General features: G+C 74.4%; 15 protein-coding genes and 1 pseudogene. 8 read left to right on the top strand and 8 right to left on the bottom strand.

From position 1 onward, the window contains the following. The 4 genes from F2B26_RS08640 to F2B26_RS08625 all read right to left on the bottom strand — a co-directional run. Window positions 1-503: HAD family hydrolase (locus tag F2B26_RS08640; RefSeq protein WP_159808402.1), on the bottom strand; the 503-nt coding region annotated here is incomplete at its 3' end. Between the two features lie 71 nt (window positions 504-574). Beyond that, window positions 575-3,244: a sensor domain-containing protein gene (locus F2B26_RS08635; protein WP_159808400.1), complete on the bottom strand. Its 2,670-nt coding sequence runs from the start codon at window positions 3,242-3,244 to the stop codon at window positions 575-577. Window positions 3,245-3,363: 119 nt separating this feature from the next. Then, entirely contained in the window at window positions 3,364-6,060 is a 2,697-nt protein-coding gene (locus tag F2B26_RS08630) for a bifunctional diguanylate cyclase/phosphodiesterase (protein ID WP_159808398.1), read from the bottom strand. A 137-nt stretch (window positions 6,061-6,197) separates the two neighbouring features. Then, window positions 6,198-6,536: an ArsR/SmtB family transcription factor gene (locus F2B26_RS08625; protein WP_159808396.1), complete on the bottom strand. Its 339-nt coding sequence runs from the start codon at window positions 6,534-6,536 to the stop codon at window positions 6,198-6,200. A gap of 98 nt (window positions 6,537-6,634) precedes the next feature. Between F2B26_RS08625 and arsM the strand changes: the two genes are divergently transcribed. Beyond that, complete coding sequence (gene arsM / locus F2B26_RS08620; RefSeq protein ID WP_159808394.1) at window positions 6,635-7,432, top strand: arsenite methyltransferase; 798 nt, start codon at window positions 6,635-6,637, stop codon at window positions 7,430-7,432. Window positions 7,433-7,519: 87 nt separating this feature from the next. Here the strand turns inward: arsM and F2B26_RS08615 are convergent, their stop codons facing one another. Beyond that, window positions 7,520-8,320 carry an ATP-binding protein gene (locus F2B26_RS08615; RefSeq protein WP_159808392.1) on the bottom strand — a complete coding sequence of 267 codons (801 nt, stop codon included), beginning with the start codon at window positions 8,318-8,320 and terminating at the stop codon, window positions 7,520-7,522. Between the two features lie 233 nt (window positions 8,321-8,553). On the opposite strand from F2B26_RS08615, the gene F2B26_RS08610 reads away from it, so the two are divergent. From F2B26_RS08610 to F2B26_RS08595, 4 genes are all read left to right on the top strand, one after another. Continuing rightward, window positions 8,554-9,213, top strand: a complete 660-nt coding sequence (locus F2B26_RS08610; protein WP_159808390.1) for a trimeric intracellular cation channel family protein — start codon at window positions 8,554-8,556, stop codon at window positions 9,211-9,213. Window positions 9,214-9,270: 57 nt separating this feature from the next. Next, a complete protein-coding gene (locus F2B26_RS08605) occupies window positions 9,271-9,711 on the top strand; it encodes a hypothetical protein (RefSeq protein ID WP_159808388.1) in 441 nt (146 codons plus the stop codon). Window positions 9,712-10,092: 381 nt separating this feature from the next. Then, complete coding sequence (locus tag F2B26_RS08600) at window positions 10,093-10,554, top strand: DUF6318 family protein (protein WP_159808386.1); 462 nt, start codon at window positions 10,093-10,095, stop codon at window positions 10,552-10,554. Window positions 10,555-10,778: 224 nt separating this feature from the next. Continuing rightward, a complete protein-coding gene (locus F2B26_RS08595) occupies window positions 10,779-11,453 on the top strand; it encodes a hypothetical protein (protein ID WP_159808384.1) in 675 nt (224 codons plus the stop codon). Window positions 11,454-11,477: 24 nt separating this feature from the next. On the opposite strand, the gene F2B26_RS08590 is transcribed toward F2B26_RS08595, so the two are convergent. Next, a complete protein-coding gene (locus F2B26_RS08590) occupies window positions 11,478-12,737 on the bottom strand; it encodes a hypothetical protein (RefSeq protein WP_159808382.1) in 1,260 nt (419 codons plus the stop codon). A 143-nt stretch (window positions 12,738-12,880) separates the two neighbouring features. Here F2B26_RS08590 and F2B26_RS08585 point away from each other — a divergent pair, with 143 nt between their 5' ends. Together F2B26_RS08585 and F2B26_RS08580 are read left to right on the top strand one after the other, a co-directional pair. Continuing rightward, window positions 12,881-14,026 (top strand): iron-containing alcohol dehydrogenase, encoded by a 1,146-nt coding sequence (locus tag F2B26_RS08585; RefSeq protein ID WP_159808380.1) that lies wholly within the window; start codon window positions 12,881-12,883, stop codon window positions 14,024-14,026. Window positions 14,027-14,243: 217 nt separating this feature from the next. Beyond that, window positions 14,244-14,447: a cold-shock protein gene (locus F2B26_RS08580; protein ID WP_159808378.1), complete on the top strand. Its 204-nt coding sequence runs from the start codon at window positions 14,244-14,246 to the stop codon at window positions 14,445-14,447. Between the two features lie 119 nt (window positions 14,448-14,566). Here F2B26_RS08580 and F2B26_RS08575 read toward each other — a convergent pair whose 3' ends face one another. Continuing rightward, window positions 14,567-16,597 (bottom strand): fibronectin type III domain-containing protein, encoded by a 2,031-nt coding sequence (locus F2B26_RS08575; RefSeq protein ID WP_201292672.1) that lies wholly within the window; start codon window positions 16,595-16,597, stop codon window positions 14,567-14,569. 150 nt (window positions 16,598-16,747) lie between these two features. Then, the gene (locus F2B26_RS08570; RefSeq protein WP_159808376.1) at window positions 16,748-16,906 is read right to left on the bottom strand and encodes a hypothetical protein; all 159 of its coding nucleotides are present in this window, start codon (window positions 16,904-16,906) and stop codon (window positions 16,748-16,750) included. A gap of 23 nt (window positions 16,907-16,929) precedes the next feature. On the opposite strand from F2B26_RS08570, the pseudogene F2B26_RS08565 reads away from it, so the two are divergent. Continuing rightward, window positions 16,930-17,072, top strand: a pseudogene (locus F2B26_RS08565) (cold shock domain-containing protein); the annotation flags it as partial.

Raw genomic sequence — 17,072 nt, 5'->3', positions numbered from 1 at the left:
AGCGCTTCGAGCGCCCGCCGCACGAGCACCGGTGCGGGTTTGAGCTCCTCGGGCCGCCCCGCGACCCGGCCCGCGACCGGCACCCCGACGAGTGCCGGCACCGCCCGGCGCACCAGGACACCGACGGCCTGCACGCAGTTGTTCGTCACCACCGCCACCGGGACGCCGGCCGCCCGGGCGTCGGCCAGCAGCACGTCCAGCCCCGGGGTCGGTGCCGCCCGCCGCGCCCCCAGCAGCTCGTGCCGACGCACCACGGCGTCGACCGCGAGCCGCACCGGACGGGGGTGTCCGACGCTCCAGGTGAGCGCCGCCATCGGGTCACCGGTGTCCGCGACCTGGTCCGGCAGCACGTCCCCGAGGTCTCGGCACGCGGTGCGCAGCTCATCGGCCAGACCGGCCCGGTCGAGGTCGGCGAACACGCGGGCCACCGGGCCGTCGAAGTCGAGCAGCAGCGCCTGCGAACGCGCCAGGACGGCCCGGGCGGCGAGGACGTCGGTGCGCACCGCCCGATCATCCCCGGTGCCGGGCGCCGCGGTGGCTCGCGACCGACCGTCGGTCCCCGCCGCGGCCGACGTCAGGCCCCGGCGGCGAGCAGCCGGCCGAGGGCCTCGGCCGGCATCGGACGGCCCAGGTGGTACCCCTGCGCGTACGGGCAGCCGAGGGCACGCAGGGCGGCCAGCTGCTTGGGGGTCTCGACCCCCTCGGCGACGATCCGCAGCCCCAGCGCCGACCCGAGGGCCACCACCGCGGTGACGATCGCGTCGTCCCGCGAGCTCACCCCGAGCCCGGCGACGAAGGACTGGTCGATCTTGAGCGTGTCGACCGGGAACCGCTGCAGGTAGGTGAGCGAGGAGTAGCCGGTGCCGAAGTCGTCGATCGACATCCGGATGCCCGCACGGGTCAGCCCCTCCAGGTCCTCGACCACCGCGTCGGCCGCATCGAGCAGCGTGCGCTCGGTCACCTCCAGGCACAGCGTCTCGGGTGCCAGGCCGTACGAGCGCACCACGTCGACCATCGCCCCGGAGCGGGCCGCCTCGGCCACCTGCCGACCGGTGACGTTGACCGCCATCGTGAGGGTCGGCGCGATGTGCTGCCAGACCTCGAGCTGACGGCAGGCCTCGTTCACCACCCAGTCCCCCAGGCGGTAGGTGAGCGAGGACTCCTCGGCCACGTCGATGAACTCCCCCGGCGGCACCAGCCCACGCGCCGGGTCCGTCATCCGCAGCAGCGCCTCCACCCCGCTGATCCGCCCGGTGCCCAGGTCGATGATCGGCTGGTAGTGCAGCACCATCCGGTCCTCGACCATCGCCGCCCGCAGGTCGTTCTCGACCCGCAGCCAGCGCGTCGCCGGGATGCCGAGACGTTCGGTGAACGTCTCGCTCCGGTGCCGGCCCAGCCGCTTGGCCTCGTGCATCGCGGTGTCGGCCTCGTGCACCAGCTGGTCGGTGAGCGCCTCCGGGTCCGACGTCGAGGTGACCCCGAGCGAGGCGCTCACGTGCACGGACGCGGTCCCGCCGGCCGCGGTGCGCACCACGAACGGCCTCTCGAGGGCCCCGAGCACCCGGGCGGCCAGCTCGTGCACGCCCTGCGGGGACCCCGCCTGCGGGCAGACCACGAGGATCTCGTCCCCGCCGACCCGGGCGACGACCGCCTGGTGGCGCACCACACCCTGCAGCCGCGACCCCACGGCGGTGAGCACCTGGTCGCCCACGTCCCGGCCGAAGGTGTCGTTGATGGCCTTGAACCGGTCCAGGTCGGCGTACAGCACCGCCACGACGCCGGGCTCCTCCCGCAGCCCGTCGAGCACTCGGTGCAGCTGGTCCATCGCCAGGTGCCGGCTCGCGAGCCCGGTGAGCCCGTCGTAGAGCGCGCGCCGGGCGAGCTCCTCCTCGACCCTGCGCCGTTCGCTCACATCCGTCACGTGCGCGACGAGCAGGTGCGGACCGCCCGTGTCCTGTGCCCGGGCCAGCTCGGTGCGCACCCAGGACACCGTGCCGTCTCCGCGCAGCACCCGGTGCTCCCGGCTGGAGTGCTGCAGGGTGCCGTCGGCCAGATCGGCGAGGTCGACCGCGAGGAGGTCCGCATCGGCGGGGTGCACGAGGTCGACGGCCAGCCGGCCGACGAGGTCCTGCTCGGGCCGCCCCAGGTAGCCGGCGAGCGTCGCATTGGCCGCCACGACCGTGCCGGGCCTGGTCGGCTCGGTCGAGATGAGCAGCATGCCGACCGGTGCGGCGCTGAACGCGGACCGGAACCTGGACTCGCTCTCGGCCAGGTCCGCGATGGCGCGGGCGGTGCGGGAACGCAGCTGCGCGTGCTCCACCACGAGCGCGGCCCGCCCGGCCAGGTCGGCGAGGAACAGCTGCTCGACCACGTCGGTGTCGACCTGCACCCGGTCGCCGTCCACCGCGACGACGACGAGCAGCCCGATCGGATGCCCGTCGGCCCGCATCGGCCACGCCACGACGGCCCGCGCGCCGAGCGCCTCCATGTCGGTGACGACCTCGGGCCGCAGGTCGACGCCGGCGACCCAGTCGGCCCACGGCACGACGACCGGACCGCCCGCGTTCATCAGCCTGGTGAGCAGCGGGCCGACCGTGACAGGCCCGTCGTGCTCGACCGGCACCGGCACCGCCTCGTCGGGCTGGGCGCCAGGGAGCGCCCCCGCCCGGACCACCAGCCGACCGTCGACCATGGTCCGCACCGTGGCCGGGGCTCGCACGTAGCGGGTGACCGCCCGGACCACGAGCCCCATGACCGCGTCGGGGTCGTCCTGCGCCGCACCCTGCTCGACCGTCATCTGGGCGAGCATCGCGGCGCGGCGCTGGAAGGTCCGGACGGCTGTCACGTCCTCGGCGACCAGGACGGCGCCGCGCACCCGCCCCCCGGCCACCACCGGCTGCGCGACGACCTTCAGGACACGCCCACCGACCCGCACGTCGAGCCGGCGCGACGAGTGCTCCTCGACCACCTGGTGCAGCACCGCCACCAGCTCGGGCAGCTCGGCGAGCACGCGGTCCACCCGCCGGCCCACCCCGCCCGACGGCGCGAGCCGACCGGCGAGGTACTCCACCCGCAGCCCGAGGTCCACCGTCACGACCAACGGCGCCTGGGTGGCGAGCAGGTCCAGCGGGCTGGACAGCACCTGCGGCACCTGCCCCGTCCCGACCTGCAGGGGGGAGGGCGCCGGCGCACCGCCACCGGGCGTGAACGCCGGGACCACCGGGCCGTGCGGCATCGAGGTCATCTGCCCTTTCCGTCCGCGCAAAGGCCCAGTCCGAGGCCCCGATCCCCCGCGCGCTCACCGTGTCACGCGTCACACGGACCCGCCATCGGAGCGCGGGTGAGGGTTGCTCCGTCGGTGGGTCAGCGCGGCGACGTGGTGCCCGACCCCGTCGCGACCAGCAGCTTCGTCATCTCCTCGGCGGGCATCGGCCGCGCGAGCAGGAAGCCCTGACCGGCCGGGCAGCCCAGTGCCGACAGCGCCTGGAGCTGGTCGGCGGTCTCGATGCCCTCCGCGACGACCTCGAGCCCGAGCGTCGCCCCGAGCGCCACCACCGACGCCACGATCGCGTCGTCCCGCGCGTTCGCCCCGAGGCCGGAGACGAACGAGCGGTCGATCTTCAACGCGTGCACCGGGAACCGCTGCAGGTAGGTGAGCGAGGAGTAGCCGGTGCCGAAGTCGTCGATCGCCAGCCGGATGCCGGCCGCGGCCAGGCCCTCCAGATCGGCGACCACCGAGTCGGCGGCGTCCAGCAGCATCCGCTCGGTCACCTCCAGGCACAGGCTCTGCGGCTGCAGGGTCGAGGCCGCCGCCAGCACCGACCCGGACCGGGCGGCGTCCTCCAGCTGACGTCCGGTGACGTTGACCGCCATCACCAGCGGCCGGCCGTCGCGGGGCAGCTGCTGCCACACGGCGAGCTGCCGGCAGGCCTCCTCGACCACCCACCGGCCCAGCGAGTACGTGAGTGCGGACTCCTCCGCGACGTCGATGAACTCCCCCGGCGGCACCAGCCCCCGCACGGGGTCCACCATCCGCAGCAGCGCCTCGACCCCGCGCACCTGCCCGGTGCCCAGCTCGACGATCGGCTGGTAGTGCAGCACCATCCGGTCCTCAGCCATCGCGGCGCGCAGGTCGCGCTCGACCCGCAGCCATCGGCTGGCCGGCTGGCCGAGCGACTCGGTGAACACCTGGTACCGGTGCCGGCCCAGGCGCTTGGCCTCGTACATCGCGGTGTCGGCCTGGTGCAGCATGAGCTCGGGGCGGGTGTTCGACGAAGTCGCCAACGACACCCCGACGGACACGCCGACGTTGAGCGGGGTGGTCCCGGCGGCGGTCAGCACCGAGACCGGCGGGTCGAGCGCGGCGAGCACCGCCTCCAGCAGGGCCGTGAGGGACTCGTCGGTGGCGACGTCCTGGCTGACGAGCAGGAACTCGTCGCCGCCGATCCGGGCCGCCACGTCCTGCTCCCGGACCACCGCCTGCAGCCGCGCCCCGACCTCGACGAGCACCTGGTCGCCGACGTCGTGCCCGAAGGTGTCGTTGATCGCCTTGAACCGGTCGAGGTCGGCGAAGAGCACCGCGACGCGTCCGTGGCCCCGCCGCAGCCCGGCGACGGCGCGGCGCAGGTGGTCGGTCGCCAGGTGCCGGTTCGCCAGCCCGGTGAGCCCGTCGTAGAGGGCGCGTCGGGCGAGCTCCTCCTGGGCCCGGATGCGCGTCGTGATGTCCTCGACGTGCCCGATGAGCTGGCGCGCACCCCCGGCGCCGTCGGCGGCGGCGAGCCCCACCGACATGCGGACCCAGCCGATCGAGCCGTCGGGGTTGAGCACCCGGTGCTCCCGGGTGCCCTGCGGCACCTCGCCGTCGGCGACCTGCGTGAGCAGGCTCTCGACCTCGTCGGCGTCGAGCGGGTGGGCCAGGTCCGGGAGCAGCACGCCGACCAGCTCGTCGGCCGGCCGCCCGACGAGTGCGGCGTAGGCGTCGTTCACGGCGATCACCCGGCCGGGCTGCTCCGGGTCGGCACCGGCGAGCACCATGCCGACCGGTGCCGCAGCGAACGCCGACCGGAACCGCGCCTCGGACTCGGCAAGGGCGGCCCCGGACCGGCTCGCGGCGGCCCGCAGCTGGGCAGCCTCCAGGTGCAGTGCGGCGCGCGCCGCGACGTCCCCGAGGAAGCGCTGCTCGCTCGGGTCGGAGTCGACCCGCATCCGCGAGTCCCCGACGGCCACGACGGTGAGCAGGCCGACCAGCTGCCCGCGGACCCGCATCGGCCAGCAGACCACGGCGCGCGCCCGGCGGTGGGCCATGGCGCTCCGGACCGGTTCGGGCACGCCCATCTGGTCCTGCCAGACCGACCAGGGCACGGTGACGGGCCCGCCCGCGCTGAGCACCTCGTCGCTCAGCTCGCACGCCCGGGCGGGCGCGTGCTCCTCGACGAGGGAGCGCAGCAGCTCACGGTCGGGTGCCGCCAGGTCCTCCGCGGCCTGCAGCACGAGCGCCCCGTCGTGGTAGGTCCGCAGCAGGACGGGCGCCCGGACGTACTCGGCGATGGCGCGCACGATGAGGTCCATGACGGCATCCGGGTCGTCCTGGACGGCGGCGTGCTCAGCCGTCATCCGCGCGAGCAGCGCGGTGCGCCGCACCGAGGCCCGGGCCGCCGTCACGTCGGTGGTCGCGGCGATGAGGCCGCGCACCCGGTCGTCGGACAGCACCGGTTGCACGACGACGTCGAGCGTGCGCCCGCCCAGCTCGAGGTCGAACCGGCGCACCAGCCCGTCGACGGCTGCCGCCCGCAGCCCGCCGACCAGCACGGGGAGGTCGGCGAACGCGTCCGCCACGAGCAGGCCGACGCATCCGGGCCGGGCCTGGCGGCCGGTGACGAAGGACACCCGCAGGGTCTCGTCGACGGTGAGCAGCAGGGGGGTCTGGCGGGCGAGCACCTCGAGCGGCGCGGACAGCAGGTCGGGCACCTGGACGTGGTTGACCCGCAGCGGTTCGAGCCGGGCGGTGCCCGGTGCCAGGGTGAGGACAGGGCCGTCGGGATCATGCTGGTGCGGCGCCACGCGTGTGCCTCCCCTGGCTGGACGGTCCCGTACGGACGGGCCGTCCGAACGTGGCAACGGTGCCACGTTCAGGACCGGTTATACCAGGGGACGCCACGCCCAGGGCGTCCGTTCGGAGCAGCGTCGTCGGCCGCTGCTCAGCCGCGCGGCGCCAGCACCTCGGCGATGGCCTCCAGGGCGGCGGGCACCGCCGCGTAGTAGACCCAGGTGGACCGCTTCTGCCGGGTGACCAGGCCTGCCTCGTGCAGCACCTTGAGGTGGTGGGACACCGTGGGCTGGGAGAGCCCGAGCGGTTCGGTGAGGTCGCAGACGCAGACCTCGCCCTCGGCGGCGGCAGCGAGCAGCGAGACGATCCGCAGCCGGGCGGGGTCGGCGAGCGCCTTGAGGCGGGTGGCGAAGGTGGCGGCCTGCTCGGCCGACAGCGGCGCCTGGGTGAGCGGTTCGCAGCAGGCGGTCACGGGCAGCAGGGTCGGCACCCCGCCACTATATCGACATCCGTCACCATTGACAGCCGTCGATCGTTGGGCCACGGTTGCCCCCGAAGATCGATCACCATCAATGAAGGAGTCGCACCATGACCACCACCCCCGCCGACCCGACCGACCTGCGCGCCCAGGTCCGGGAGCACTACGCCCGCATCGCCCTGGACGTGCAGGGCGGCTGCTGCACCCCCTCGTCCGCCTGCTGCCCGTCCGACGCCACGACGTCCGGCGACACACCTGCCGGCACCGCCACCACGAACGGCGTCTTCGGTGCCGCGCTCTACGGCGGGCTCACCGAGGGGCTGCCGGTCGCCGCCGTCCAGGCCTCGCTCGGCTGCGGCAACCCGCTGCTCGCCGCCGACCTGCGCCCCGGCGAGAAGGTCCTCGACCTGGGCTCCGGCGGCGGGATCGACGTGCTGCTCGCGGCGCGTCTCGTCGGACCGGAGGGGTACGTGCACGGCGTCGACATGACCCCGCAGATGCTCGAGCTGGCCCGACGCAACGCCGCCGAGGCCCAGGCGGGCAACGTGGAGTTCCACGAGGGCGTCCTCGAGGACCTGCCCCTGCCCGACGGCTGCGTCGACGTCGTCATCTCCAACTGCGTCATCAACCTGGCGGCCGACCGCGGCGCCGTGCTGCGCGAGGCGTACCGGGTGCTCGTGCCCGGCGGCCGGCTGCGGGTCAGCGACATCGTGGCCGAGGACCACCTCAGCCCGGCCGACCGGCAGGCGCGCGGCACCCACGTCGGCTGCATCGCCGGGGCGATGTCCCGCACCGAGTACCTCGACCTGCTGGCCGCGGCGGGGTTCGTCGACACGTCCGTCGAACCGACCCACGAGGTCGCCGACGCGATGCACAGCGCGATCGTGCGCGCGACGCGACCCGCCTGAACGCCGGCCGGTCCGACCCGCGGCGGTCCGGGCGCATGGGGGACGGGGACCCCGCAGCCCGGGCCGCCGCCACCGACCCGGGAGACCTCAGCGCGAGACGGAGCGCCAGGCCGGCGGACGCGCGAAGTGGTCGGCCGCGTACTCGATCGCCTCGGCCACCGACAGCTCGCGGGTCGAGTTGCCGATCCGGGCGTAGAACTGCACCTGCTCACCCTTGGGCGGTCGCACGAACACAGGGCGCGGTGAGCGCTCGACCTCGACCCGGCACACCGCCACCTCGTCGACCAGCGGGAACGTCACCGTGAGCCGCGAGACGGCGGGCGCACCGAGCACCCGGGTGAGGTAGTCGTGCAACCACAGCTCGTACCGGTCCAGGTCGGGCGCCTTCATGTACGGCAGGTCGGCGTCCAGGCCCAGCACGACGCCGGAGTCGTCGACACCGATGAGCAGCGTGCCGCCCTTGCCGTTGAGGAAGCCGGCGACGGTCTTGGCGATCACCAGCTCCATGCGCTCGTCACGCTGGCCGGTACGCACGTTGTGCCGGGCGGTGGACTTCAGCTCGACCGCCGCGGACTCCCCGGCGTCGATGAGCTCACGGGCCGTCGGCGCCGGGCGTCGCACGAACCGTTCGGCGACCGTGAGCACGGCGAGCGTGCCGACCACGGAGAACCCGAGCACCAGCCACAGCCGAGGGGTGTCCGGGTTGCCGGTGGCCGCCTGGGTCGCCGCACCGCCGAGCACCGCGCCGACGATCCCGGCCAGCACCGAGCTGGAGCGCGTCATGTGGCTGCGGTCGCGCAGGATCAGCCGGCTCAGCCCGCCGAGCGCCGTACCGATCACCAGGATCGCGACGCCCGAGGCCGCGAGGGTGCCGGACACCCCCGTCATCGGCGTCGTCCCACGAGGTGCTCCACGGCCGGTCAACCTACCGGGCGGCGCACGCCGGACGGTAGGCGGACCGGCATCCGGGTCACCCGGTCCCGCGCACCGACGTCCGAGGCACGGACCGACCGGGCGCGAGGGCGCACCGGGCGGTCAGACTCGAGGCTCGTCCGGGCGCCACCGCGCCCCCGTCCCCCACGGCCGCCGCCGACGAGCCGTCCGTGCCCCAGGAGCCCCCGATGACCGTCGCCGACCCGTCGCCGCTGCTCGAGGTGGTGGGGGTGGTCGCGTTCGCCGTCTCCGGCGCGGCCGTCGCGATCCGGGCGCGGATGGACTGGGTCGGGGTCGCGGTGCTCGCCGCGGTCACCGCGGTGGGCGGCGGGACCCTGCGCGACCTGCTGCTCGGCCACTACCCGATCAGCTGGATCGCCAACCCGTGGGCCGTCGCGGTGGCGACCGGCACCGCCGTCGTCGTCATCGCCCAGGCGCACCTCGCCCCACGCAGCGCACCCGACGAGACGATCATCGTGCTCGTCGCCGACGCGGCCGGGCTGGCCGTCTTCACCGTGTCGAGCACGCTGCTCGCGCTGTCCAGCGGCACGAGCGCACCGGTCGCCGTGCTCATCGGAGCCGTCACCGGGACCGGCGGCGGGATCGCCCGCGACGTCCTGGCCCGCCAGCGCCCGCTCGTGCTCGTCGGCCAGGTGTACGCGCTCACCGCGGTCGGCGGCGCGACGCTGCTCGTCGTGCTGCTCGCCCTGCACACGCCGACCACACCGGCGCGGTGGTGCTCGGTGGCGGCCGTCTTCGTGCTCCGGCTGGCGGCGATCCGCTACTCCTGGTCGCTGCCGCGCGCTCCCCAGCTGCCCAGCGGCCCGACACCGCCGACCCGCGACTGAGCTCCGGTGGGTCGCCCTGCCCTCGAAGCAACCGACCGCGCGCACTACCGTCGTGCGATGCAGCCGCCGCAGGTCCCCACCCGAGCCCAGTCGCTGGCCGCCGAGATGCTCGTCGGGATCGCGCTCTACTCGGTCGTGCTGGGGTTCTTCAACGACTACACCGACCTCGTGCACACCGCGTCGTACTCGGTGACGTTCGCCCTGGCCGTCGTCATGCAGCTGCTCACCTGGGCGGTGTTCGCGGCCAAGCGCGCGTGGGTGCGGTGGTTCGGCCGACGCGAGCGGCGCGGCGGGCCCGTCGGCCGGTTCCTCGGGCTGTGGGCGCTCATGTTCAGCTCGAAGTTCGTGTTCCTGTGGGTGATCGGCCTCGTGTTCTCCGCGGAGGTCGAGATCTCGGGGTTCGTCGCGATCCTCGTGCTGGTCGCCTGCTTCACGGTGGTGCAGCTCGTCGGCGGCGCCGTCTACCGCCGGCTCGGACGGGTGGGCCGGGCCGGGTAAGGGGTCCACGACTCCGCCACCCGCAGCCGGCCCGTCCACCAGCCGGCCGAGCCCTGCGGTCCCGCGCCCGGCCTGTGCAGAACCCGGCGCGTCGCCGCCGACCCTGTGCCAGGGTCGGTGCCCAAGTCACCCGGACGGGTGCATCGGCGAGCGGGGGCACGCATGGTGGCAGCGGCAGCAGTGACGTGGGTGGCGGGGCGCGGGGCACGCTCGAGAACCGCCTTGCGCTCTGGCGTGCGAGCTCCCGGACGACGCGCACGGCGGTTCGGCTCCGTGGCCCTGGTCCTCGCCGTGACCGCCGCCACGGGGGCAGGGTGCACGGGGTCGACGACGGCGACCCCGACCGTGGCGGTCACGACACCCCCGACGTTGCCTGCTCCGATGCCGTCGCCGGCCAGGCCCGACCAGTGGGCGGACACCGGTGAGACGGGCGCGCAGGCCGCCGCCGTGTGGTTCGTCCGCGACCTGTACAGCTACGTCGTCGAGACCAACGACGTCACCGACTGGCAGGCCCTCAGCGAACCGGACTGCGAGTTCTGCCGGTCGGTCGTCGACGACGTCGCCAAGGGGGTCCAGACCGGGACAGTGCTCCGTCAGGGCGTCACGACCGTGACCGTGACCCGGTACGAGGTGCTCAACCCCCTCGCCTACTCCGTGCTCGTCGACTTCGACCAGCCGCCGTCCGCCGTCATGACGTCCGAGGGGGTCCAGGTCGGCACGACGGAGGCGTCGCACGGCCAGGTGCTCCTCGTGATCGACCGCGTCGGGCCGGACTGGCACCTGCGCGCCGGGCAGTGGTTCGAGAGCGGAGCGGCTGTGCCCACGGCTGGGGCGACATCGTGAGGGGAGCGGTCGTCACGATCGCGGTCGCGCTTGTCATCTCAGGTTCGGGACACCTGGGAACCGAGAGCCCCGACCCAACCCTGGTCGAACGAGCGTCTGCCCGAACCGGGTTCGATGACGACAGCGTCACTGTTGCCGCCACCGCCGCACGAGCCGCCACGACCGACACCTTCGTCGCGACGTCCCGCACCGGGCGACCGCTGGCGCCCGCACTCGTCCGGCACATGCGCGCCGAGGTCTGCGGTGTCTACTCGGCGGCCCAGGACAGCATCTGGCCGTGCGCCCCCGAGGTGACGTACGACCACACCGACCGGTGCGGCGACCGACCGGCGCTCCGCCCCTGGTGGGAGTCCACCCGCCCCACGCCCCGGGCCGCCTGGGGCAGCTGGACGCTCGTGGCCGACGTGCGCTGCGTCGGAGATCCCGACCCGACGCCCGAGGAGATCCTCACCGAGCTGCGGCGGCTGCCGATCGCCCCCTCGGTGCTGCACCTGCAGCCCGACCGGGGGTGGGTGCTGGTCAACAAGGAGACCATCGCCTACGCCGACCCTGCCCCGCAGGTGCTCAGCACCGACGTGCTCGGCACCACGGTGACCTTCACCGTCACCCCCGCCAGCTTCACGTGGGACTACGGCGAGCACGCGTTCACCACGACGAGCCCCGGCCACCCCTACCCCGACCAGGACGTCTCGTACCCCTACGAGCACCCCGGCACCGGCCAGGTCACGCTCACCACCACCTGGTCCGCGACCTACACCCTCGCCGACGACCCGACAGTCCTCCCGGTCCCGGGCACCGCCACCACGAGCACGACCAGCGCGCCCTTCGAGATCCGCGAGGCCGCCGCGCACCTCACCCGCGGCAGCTGCGACCAGCACCCCCACGACCCCGGCTGCTGACCCGCCGCCCGGCCGGGGCCAGACCTACGCCGTCGGCGTCAGCTGGGCCTCGAGCGAGGCCAGGTCGGTGCCCAGTGCCACCACCCGGGTGCGCTCGGCCTCGATCGCCGCGTCCTCGGCGTCGGCCGCGGCGCCCCGGTCCGCGAGGGCCTGCCGGTCCCGGGCGAGCAGACCCGCCGCGGCGGCCAAGGTCTGGTCGGCGGGCGCCATCGGCAGCCTCGTCCCGTCCCACCAGGTGATCGACATCCGGTACCCGGACTGCTCGTCGGCCGGCATCGCCGCGTAGTCGGCGGTCCACCGGTCGTACTGCGCCTGCGCGCGCTGGACCTGCTGGGTGTCGGCATCGAGCTGGGCCCGCACTTGCGCCGCGCTGTCCATCCGCGTCTGCAGGGCGCTCGTGGACGCCTGGGCCTCGGCCGCCATCGCGTCGAGCATCGAGGTCCAGCCGGTGTGCACCGCCACCAGGGCCTGCCGGTCGGCGACGAACCGCGCGTACACGGCCTCCAGCCGCGGGTCCAGGGCGCCGCCCGGGCCAGGGTCCTGCGTGCCCAGGTAGGCGAACAGCTCGGTCTCGCGGCTCTCGGGGTGCGAGCCGACCGAGGAGTCGATCTGCTTCCGCACGGGCGCATCGGCCGGCAGCGTCGCCAGCTCGGCCTCGAGCAGCGGCCCGATGAGCGCCTGGTCGCTCGCCGTCAGCCCGGCGTAGGCGGCGTGGAGCATCTCGTGCGCCGCCGTCTCGACGACGTACGGGTGCAGCCGGGGGTCGGCCGGCCGGTACAGCACGATCGACCCCTCGGGCCCGCCGTAGCAGCCGACCGCCACACCGCCCCTCACCTGCCACGCGGCACCGCTGCACCGGCCCGCGAAGTCGGCCGCGTCGAGCACCTGGGGCGAGGCCGCGTAGAACACGGCGCGACCCTCCTCGCTCAGGTGCGCGTCGTCCGCCAGCGTCACCACCTCGGCGGACGGTGGCGCGAGCGGCGCCCCGCCCCCGCGGGCCGCCACCGCGATCCGGTCACCGAGCTGCTCGATGCGGTCACCACCGACCACCGCGGCCGCCGTCACCAGCCCCGCGGCCACGACCAGGACGAGCACGAGCCGACGCCCGGCGCCCCGACGCCGCTGCGCCGCGACCGGCACCGGGGCCGCCCCGAGCCCGCCCGGCCCGGTGTGCCAGGGGTGCTGCGGCACGATCCGACCGGCCGCCTCGTCGAGCACCCACTGCGGCACACGACCGGTCGGCGAGCGCGGCAGGTCGTCGGACGGCAGGGACACGACAGTCATCGTCCCCACCGGCGGCGGTGCGCGTGGGCCGCGCGGCGTCTTCTTCACCCACGGGACCGTGCAGCGTCGGCCGTGGGACACCCGTCCGGGCTAGCGCCCGACGCGGGACACTGGGAACCCGCTGCCCGGCTGCCGGAGGACCGATGACCACGTTCAGCTTCGCCACCGCCGGTCGGATCGTCGTCGGCCCCGGCGCCAGCGACCAGGTCCCCTCGCTCACCGCCCGGTGGGGCGAGCGGGTGCTCGTCGTGCTCGGCCCACGCACCGACCCGGCGGCCTGGCCCGGCCTCGCCGGTCTCCCGGCAGGCACGGTGCTGCACCGCTGGTCGGGTGAGCCGACGGTCGACGGTGTGCAGCAGGCCGTCGACCACGCACGCCAGGTGCGGCCCGACGTCGTCATCGGCTGGGGCGGCGGGTCGGTGATCGACCTCGCCAAGGCCGTCGGTGTGCTGGCGGGCGGCACGGGGTCGGTGCTCGACCACCTCGAGGTCGTCGGACGCGGGGTGCCGCTGCCGGAGACGTCCGTCCCGGTGGTCGCGGTGCCGACCACCGCCGGGACCGGCGCCGAGGTCACCGCGAACGCCCCCGTGCTCTCGCCCGAGCACCGGGTCAAGGCGAGCCTGCGCGGCCCAGCGATGCTGCCCGCGCTCGCCGTCGTCGACCCGGTGCTCACGCTCAGCTGCCCGCCGGCGGTGACCGCCTCCAGCGGGCTCGACGCGTTCACCCAGTGCCTCGAGGCGTTCTGCTCGGTGGCAGCCAACCCGCTGTCCGACGCGCTGGCCCGCGACGGCCTCGTCCGCGCCGCGCGCAGCCTGCAGCGGGCCTACCTGGACGGCTCCGACCTGGCCGCGCGCACCGATCTCTCGCTGGCCGCGCTGGCCTCCGGGATGGCGCTGGCCAATGCCAAGCTCGGGGCGGTGCACGGTCTGGCGGCCCCGCTGGGCGGGCTGCTCGGCGCCCCGCACGGGGAGCTCTGCGCGGCGCTGCTGGCCGCCACGTGCGACGTGAACCTGCGCGCCGCCGCGGAGCGCGCGCCGCACGTCGTCGGGCGCTACGACGAGGTGGCCGGGCTGGTGACCGGCGACCCGCACGCCCAGGCGCCCGACGGGGCGGCCTGGATCGCCCGGACGGTCGCGGCGCTGCAGGTCCGCCCGCTCGCGGCGCTGGGTCTGGCCCCCCGGGACCACACGTCCGTGGCCGAGGCAGGCATGCGGGCCAGCTCGATGGCCGGCAACCCGGTGCGACTGACCCGCGACGAGGTCCTGGAGATCCTCGAACGGTCCTCCTGACCTGCGCTTTCGCACGGTGAAGGGTTGCGGCGCAAGCCCTCGCAGGACGGTCCCGACGAATCGTGGGGTACCGTTGCTCCCGTAGTCGCTGTGCATCGAACGTCATGACCGCCGCGGGCACCACCCGCGAGCAGCCCTTCTGGGGCAGCGGCCGACGACCCACCGTGATCACCGGTCCCGGGTTGTCGGGGTCGCACCAACCCAGAAGGAGGCCATCATGGCCGCAGGCACCGTGAAGTGGTTCAACGCCGAAAAGGGCTTCGGCTTCATCACCCCCGACGACAACGGGGCGGACGTCTTCGTCCACTACTCCGCCATCGCCGCGGATGGTTACCGTTCGCTCGACGAGGGCCAGAAGGTCCAGTTCGACGTGACGCAGGGCCCCAAGGGCCCGCAGGCCGCGAACCTCACCCTGATCTGATCAGGCTCCGGCCACGTGCCGGACGCCTCACCCGCACGAGCCCCGGCGACCTGGTCGCCGGGGCTCGTCGCGTATGAGGGCCCGAGTGCCGCCCCGGCCCGAAGGCCGGGGCGGCGCCCTCAGCGGGCCCGACGGGACCGGAGCCGCAGCGCGGCCACCCCGAGCAGGATCGAGCCGAGCGCCACGAGCAGCAGCGGCAGCGCCTCCGACCCGGTCGCGGCGAGGTGGGCCGCACCCGACGCGTTGGTCACGGACATGCTCAGCGAGTGGGCCTGGCCCTGCGGGTCCACACCGAACGCCATGAGGGTGTGCGAACCGGCTTCCAGGCCGGCCGGCACGGTGACCGGGGCGGAGAAGGTCCCGTCCGCCCCGACCAGCACCTCGGCCAGCAGCACCGGCGAGGAGTAGATCACCACACGCGCAGTCGAGTAGGGCGCGAAGCCCGTGCCGATGACGGTGAGCTGCTGGGACGGCGACACCTGGGTGAGCACGCCCTGGGTGGTGGTGAGGGTGGCCGGTGCGCTGGCAGGCGGCGCGGCCGGGACGGTCGGCGCCGCGGCGGTCACCGGCTGGGAGGCCGCCGACGGCGCGGAGTCACCCGAGGAGCTGTGCACGATCACCCGGTAGGTGGTGCTCACCCCGGCAGCAGCACCGAGCACGCACGACGTGGCAGAGGCCGACGACGTCGAGCAGGTCGCCTCACCCGGTTCGGCGACGACGGTGTACCCGGTGACACCCGGCTCCGCCGACGCGACCCACGACACCGTCGCCGACGAGGTACCACCCACCACCGTCGGGGCTGCCGGGACGGCGTGCGGTGTGACCGAGGCCGAGGCGCCCGAGGCTGGCGAGGACCCGGCGGCGTTGCGCGCCGTCACGGTGAACGTGTAGCCGGTGCCGTTGGTCAGCCCCGTGACCGTGCACGGGCTGGCCGCGCAGGTGGCGGTCTGCCCGCCCGAGGAGGTCACGAGGTAGTCGATGACGGCCGAGCCGCCGTCGCTGCTCGGAGCGGTGAACGAGACGGCCGCCTGCGCATCGCCCGCGGTCGCGCTCACCGAGCCCGGGGCGCCCGGCACGTCGACGATCGACAGGGTCGATGTGACGCTGGGGAGCCCGGCCACGCCCCCGGTGACCTCGGTGCCGTACTCGACCACGTAGCCGCTGACGTCCTGGTCAGGGTCGGGCGGGAGGTCGTTCCAGTAGCCGCGGGCGCCATCCCAGTTGGTCACCGCGACGTTCTCAGACCCGTTCCAGTTGTCCGGCTGCTCCGAGCAGGCGTAGGTCGTGACCCCGTCGGCGCGGGTGCAGGGGTCGAGGGGGCCACCCCAGTGGGAGTAGTCGAGGTGCGCCCCCGCGACGAACCCGCAGGTTCCGGAGCCCGTCCAGGTGTCGCAGAGGGTGAACGACTGGTCGCGCAGCGGCCCGTCGGCCCACACCCACGTGCGGTAGATGTGGTCGCCGTTCGAGTCCGTCTCGTCGTCGATCGAGTAGGCGCCGATCCACACGTTGTCGGCGTCCGGGATCCTGCTCGTGACGAGCTGGTTGACGTCGGCGTCCGGGATCGTCGCGAGGTAGCCGTCATTGCCGACGAAGGACTGCGTCTTGGCGGCGTCTCGCGCCTCGTTCCAGCCGATTCCGCTGCTCGGGAAGTACTGGTAGTAGTGGCCGTTGGACGGCGAGTAGACGACCGGGTCGCCCCCCGCGGTGGTCTCGTACGCGGTCAGGGTGACGTCCGCGTGCTGGCCGCCGGTCCCGCTCGGGAGCACCAGGTCGACCGAGGACAGCGCGGCGTCGACGTCGGCCGGCGTGCCGGCGACGGTGACCGCGGCGTCGCCCGACCAGTGGTTGCCGTACGCCAGGGTCGCGCTCGAGGTGTCGTGGAAGGTGAGCGTGCCCCGCGTGGTCGACAGCGTCGCGGACACGTAGGCCCCGCCGGAGACGGACACCCCGGTGAGCGGGGTCGCGGTTCCGGCCACGGCCCCTGACTGGGAGGTCCCGGTCACGGTGACGACCGGCGTCGCGGAGGCCGGCGCGGCGGTGGTGGCCAGCAACGGCGCGACGACCAGTGCCCCGGCGAGTGCGGCGGCGATCCGCGGCGCGCGATGGCTGGTGCGGTGGGCGTGGCGGGCTGACTGACGACGGCGTCTCATCTCATCCTCTGCGTCCGGGCACGGCCCCGGCCGATCGGACGAGGGCGCTCTCGCAGGTCAGATCGGTCGCGCGGACCTGGATCTGAGGATGAAAGACGGTCGTCCGGCTCCCGGACCTCGCACCGCTCGGGAACGGGCCCGGCGCGGGGCTCAGACCGGGCGGTGGATCCGCACCATCGGGCAGACGAAGAGGTGGCGGGCGGCCACGCCGACCCAGTTCATGCCACCGTAGGAGCTGGTGTCCGTGTCGATGTCGTGGTCGCGGCCGATCCGGGTCGGGTTCGCGTGGTGACGGCCGTGCCTGGACATCCACCACGTGTGGCTGATCCCGACCGGACGACAACGGATCGGACGTCTTCGTCCACTACTCCGCCATCGCCGCGGATGGTTACCGTTCGCTCGACGAGGGCCAGAAGGTCCAGTTCGACGTGACGCAGGGCCCCAAGGGCCCGCAGGCCGCGAACCTCACCCTGAT

The sequence above is a fragment of the Cellulomonas citrea genome (genome assembly GCF_009829685.1).
Taxonomy (GTDB): domain Bacteria; phylum Actinomycetota; class Actinomycetes; order Actinomycetales; family Cellulomonadaceae; genus Cellulomonas; species Cellulomonas citrea.
This window is presented reverse-complemented; position numbering and strand designations above follow the sequence as displayed.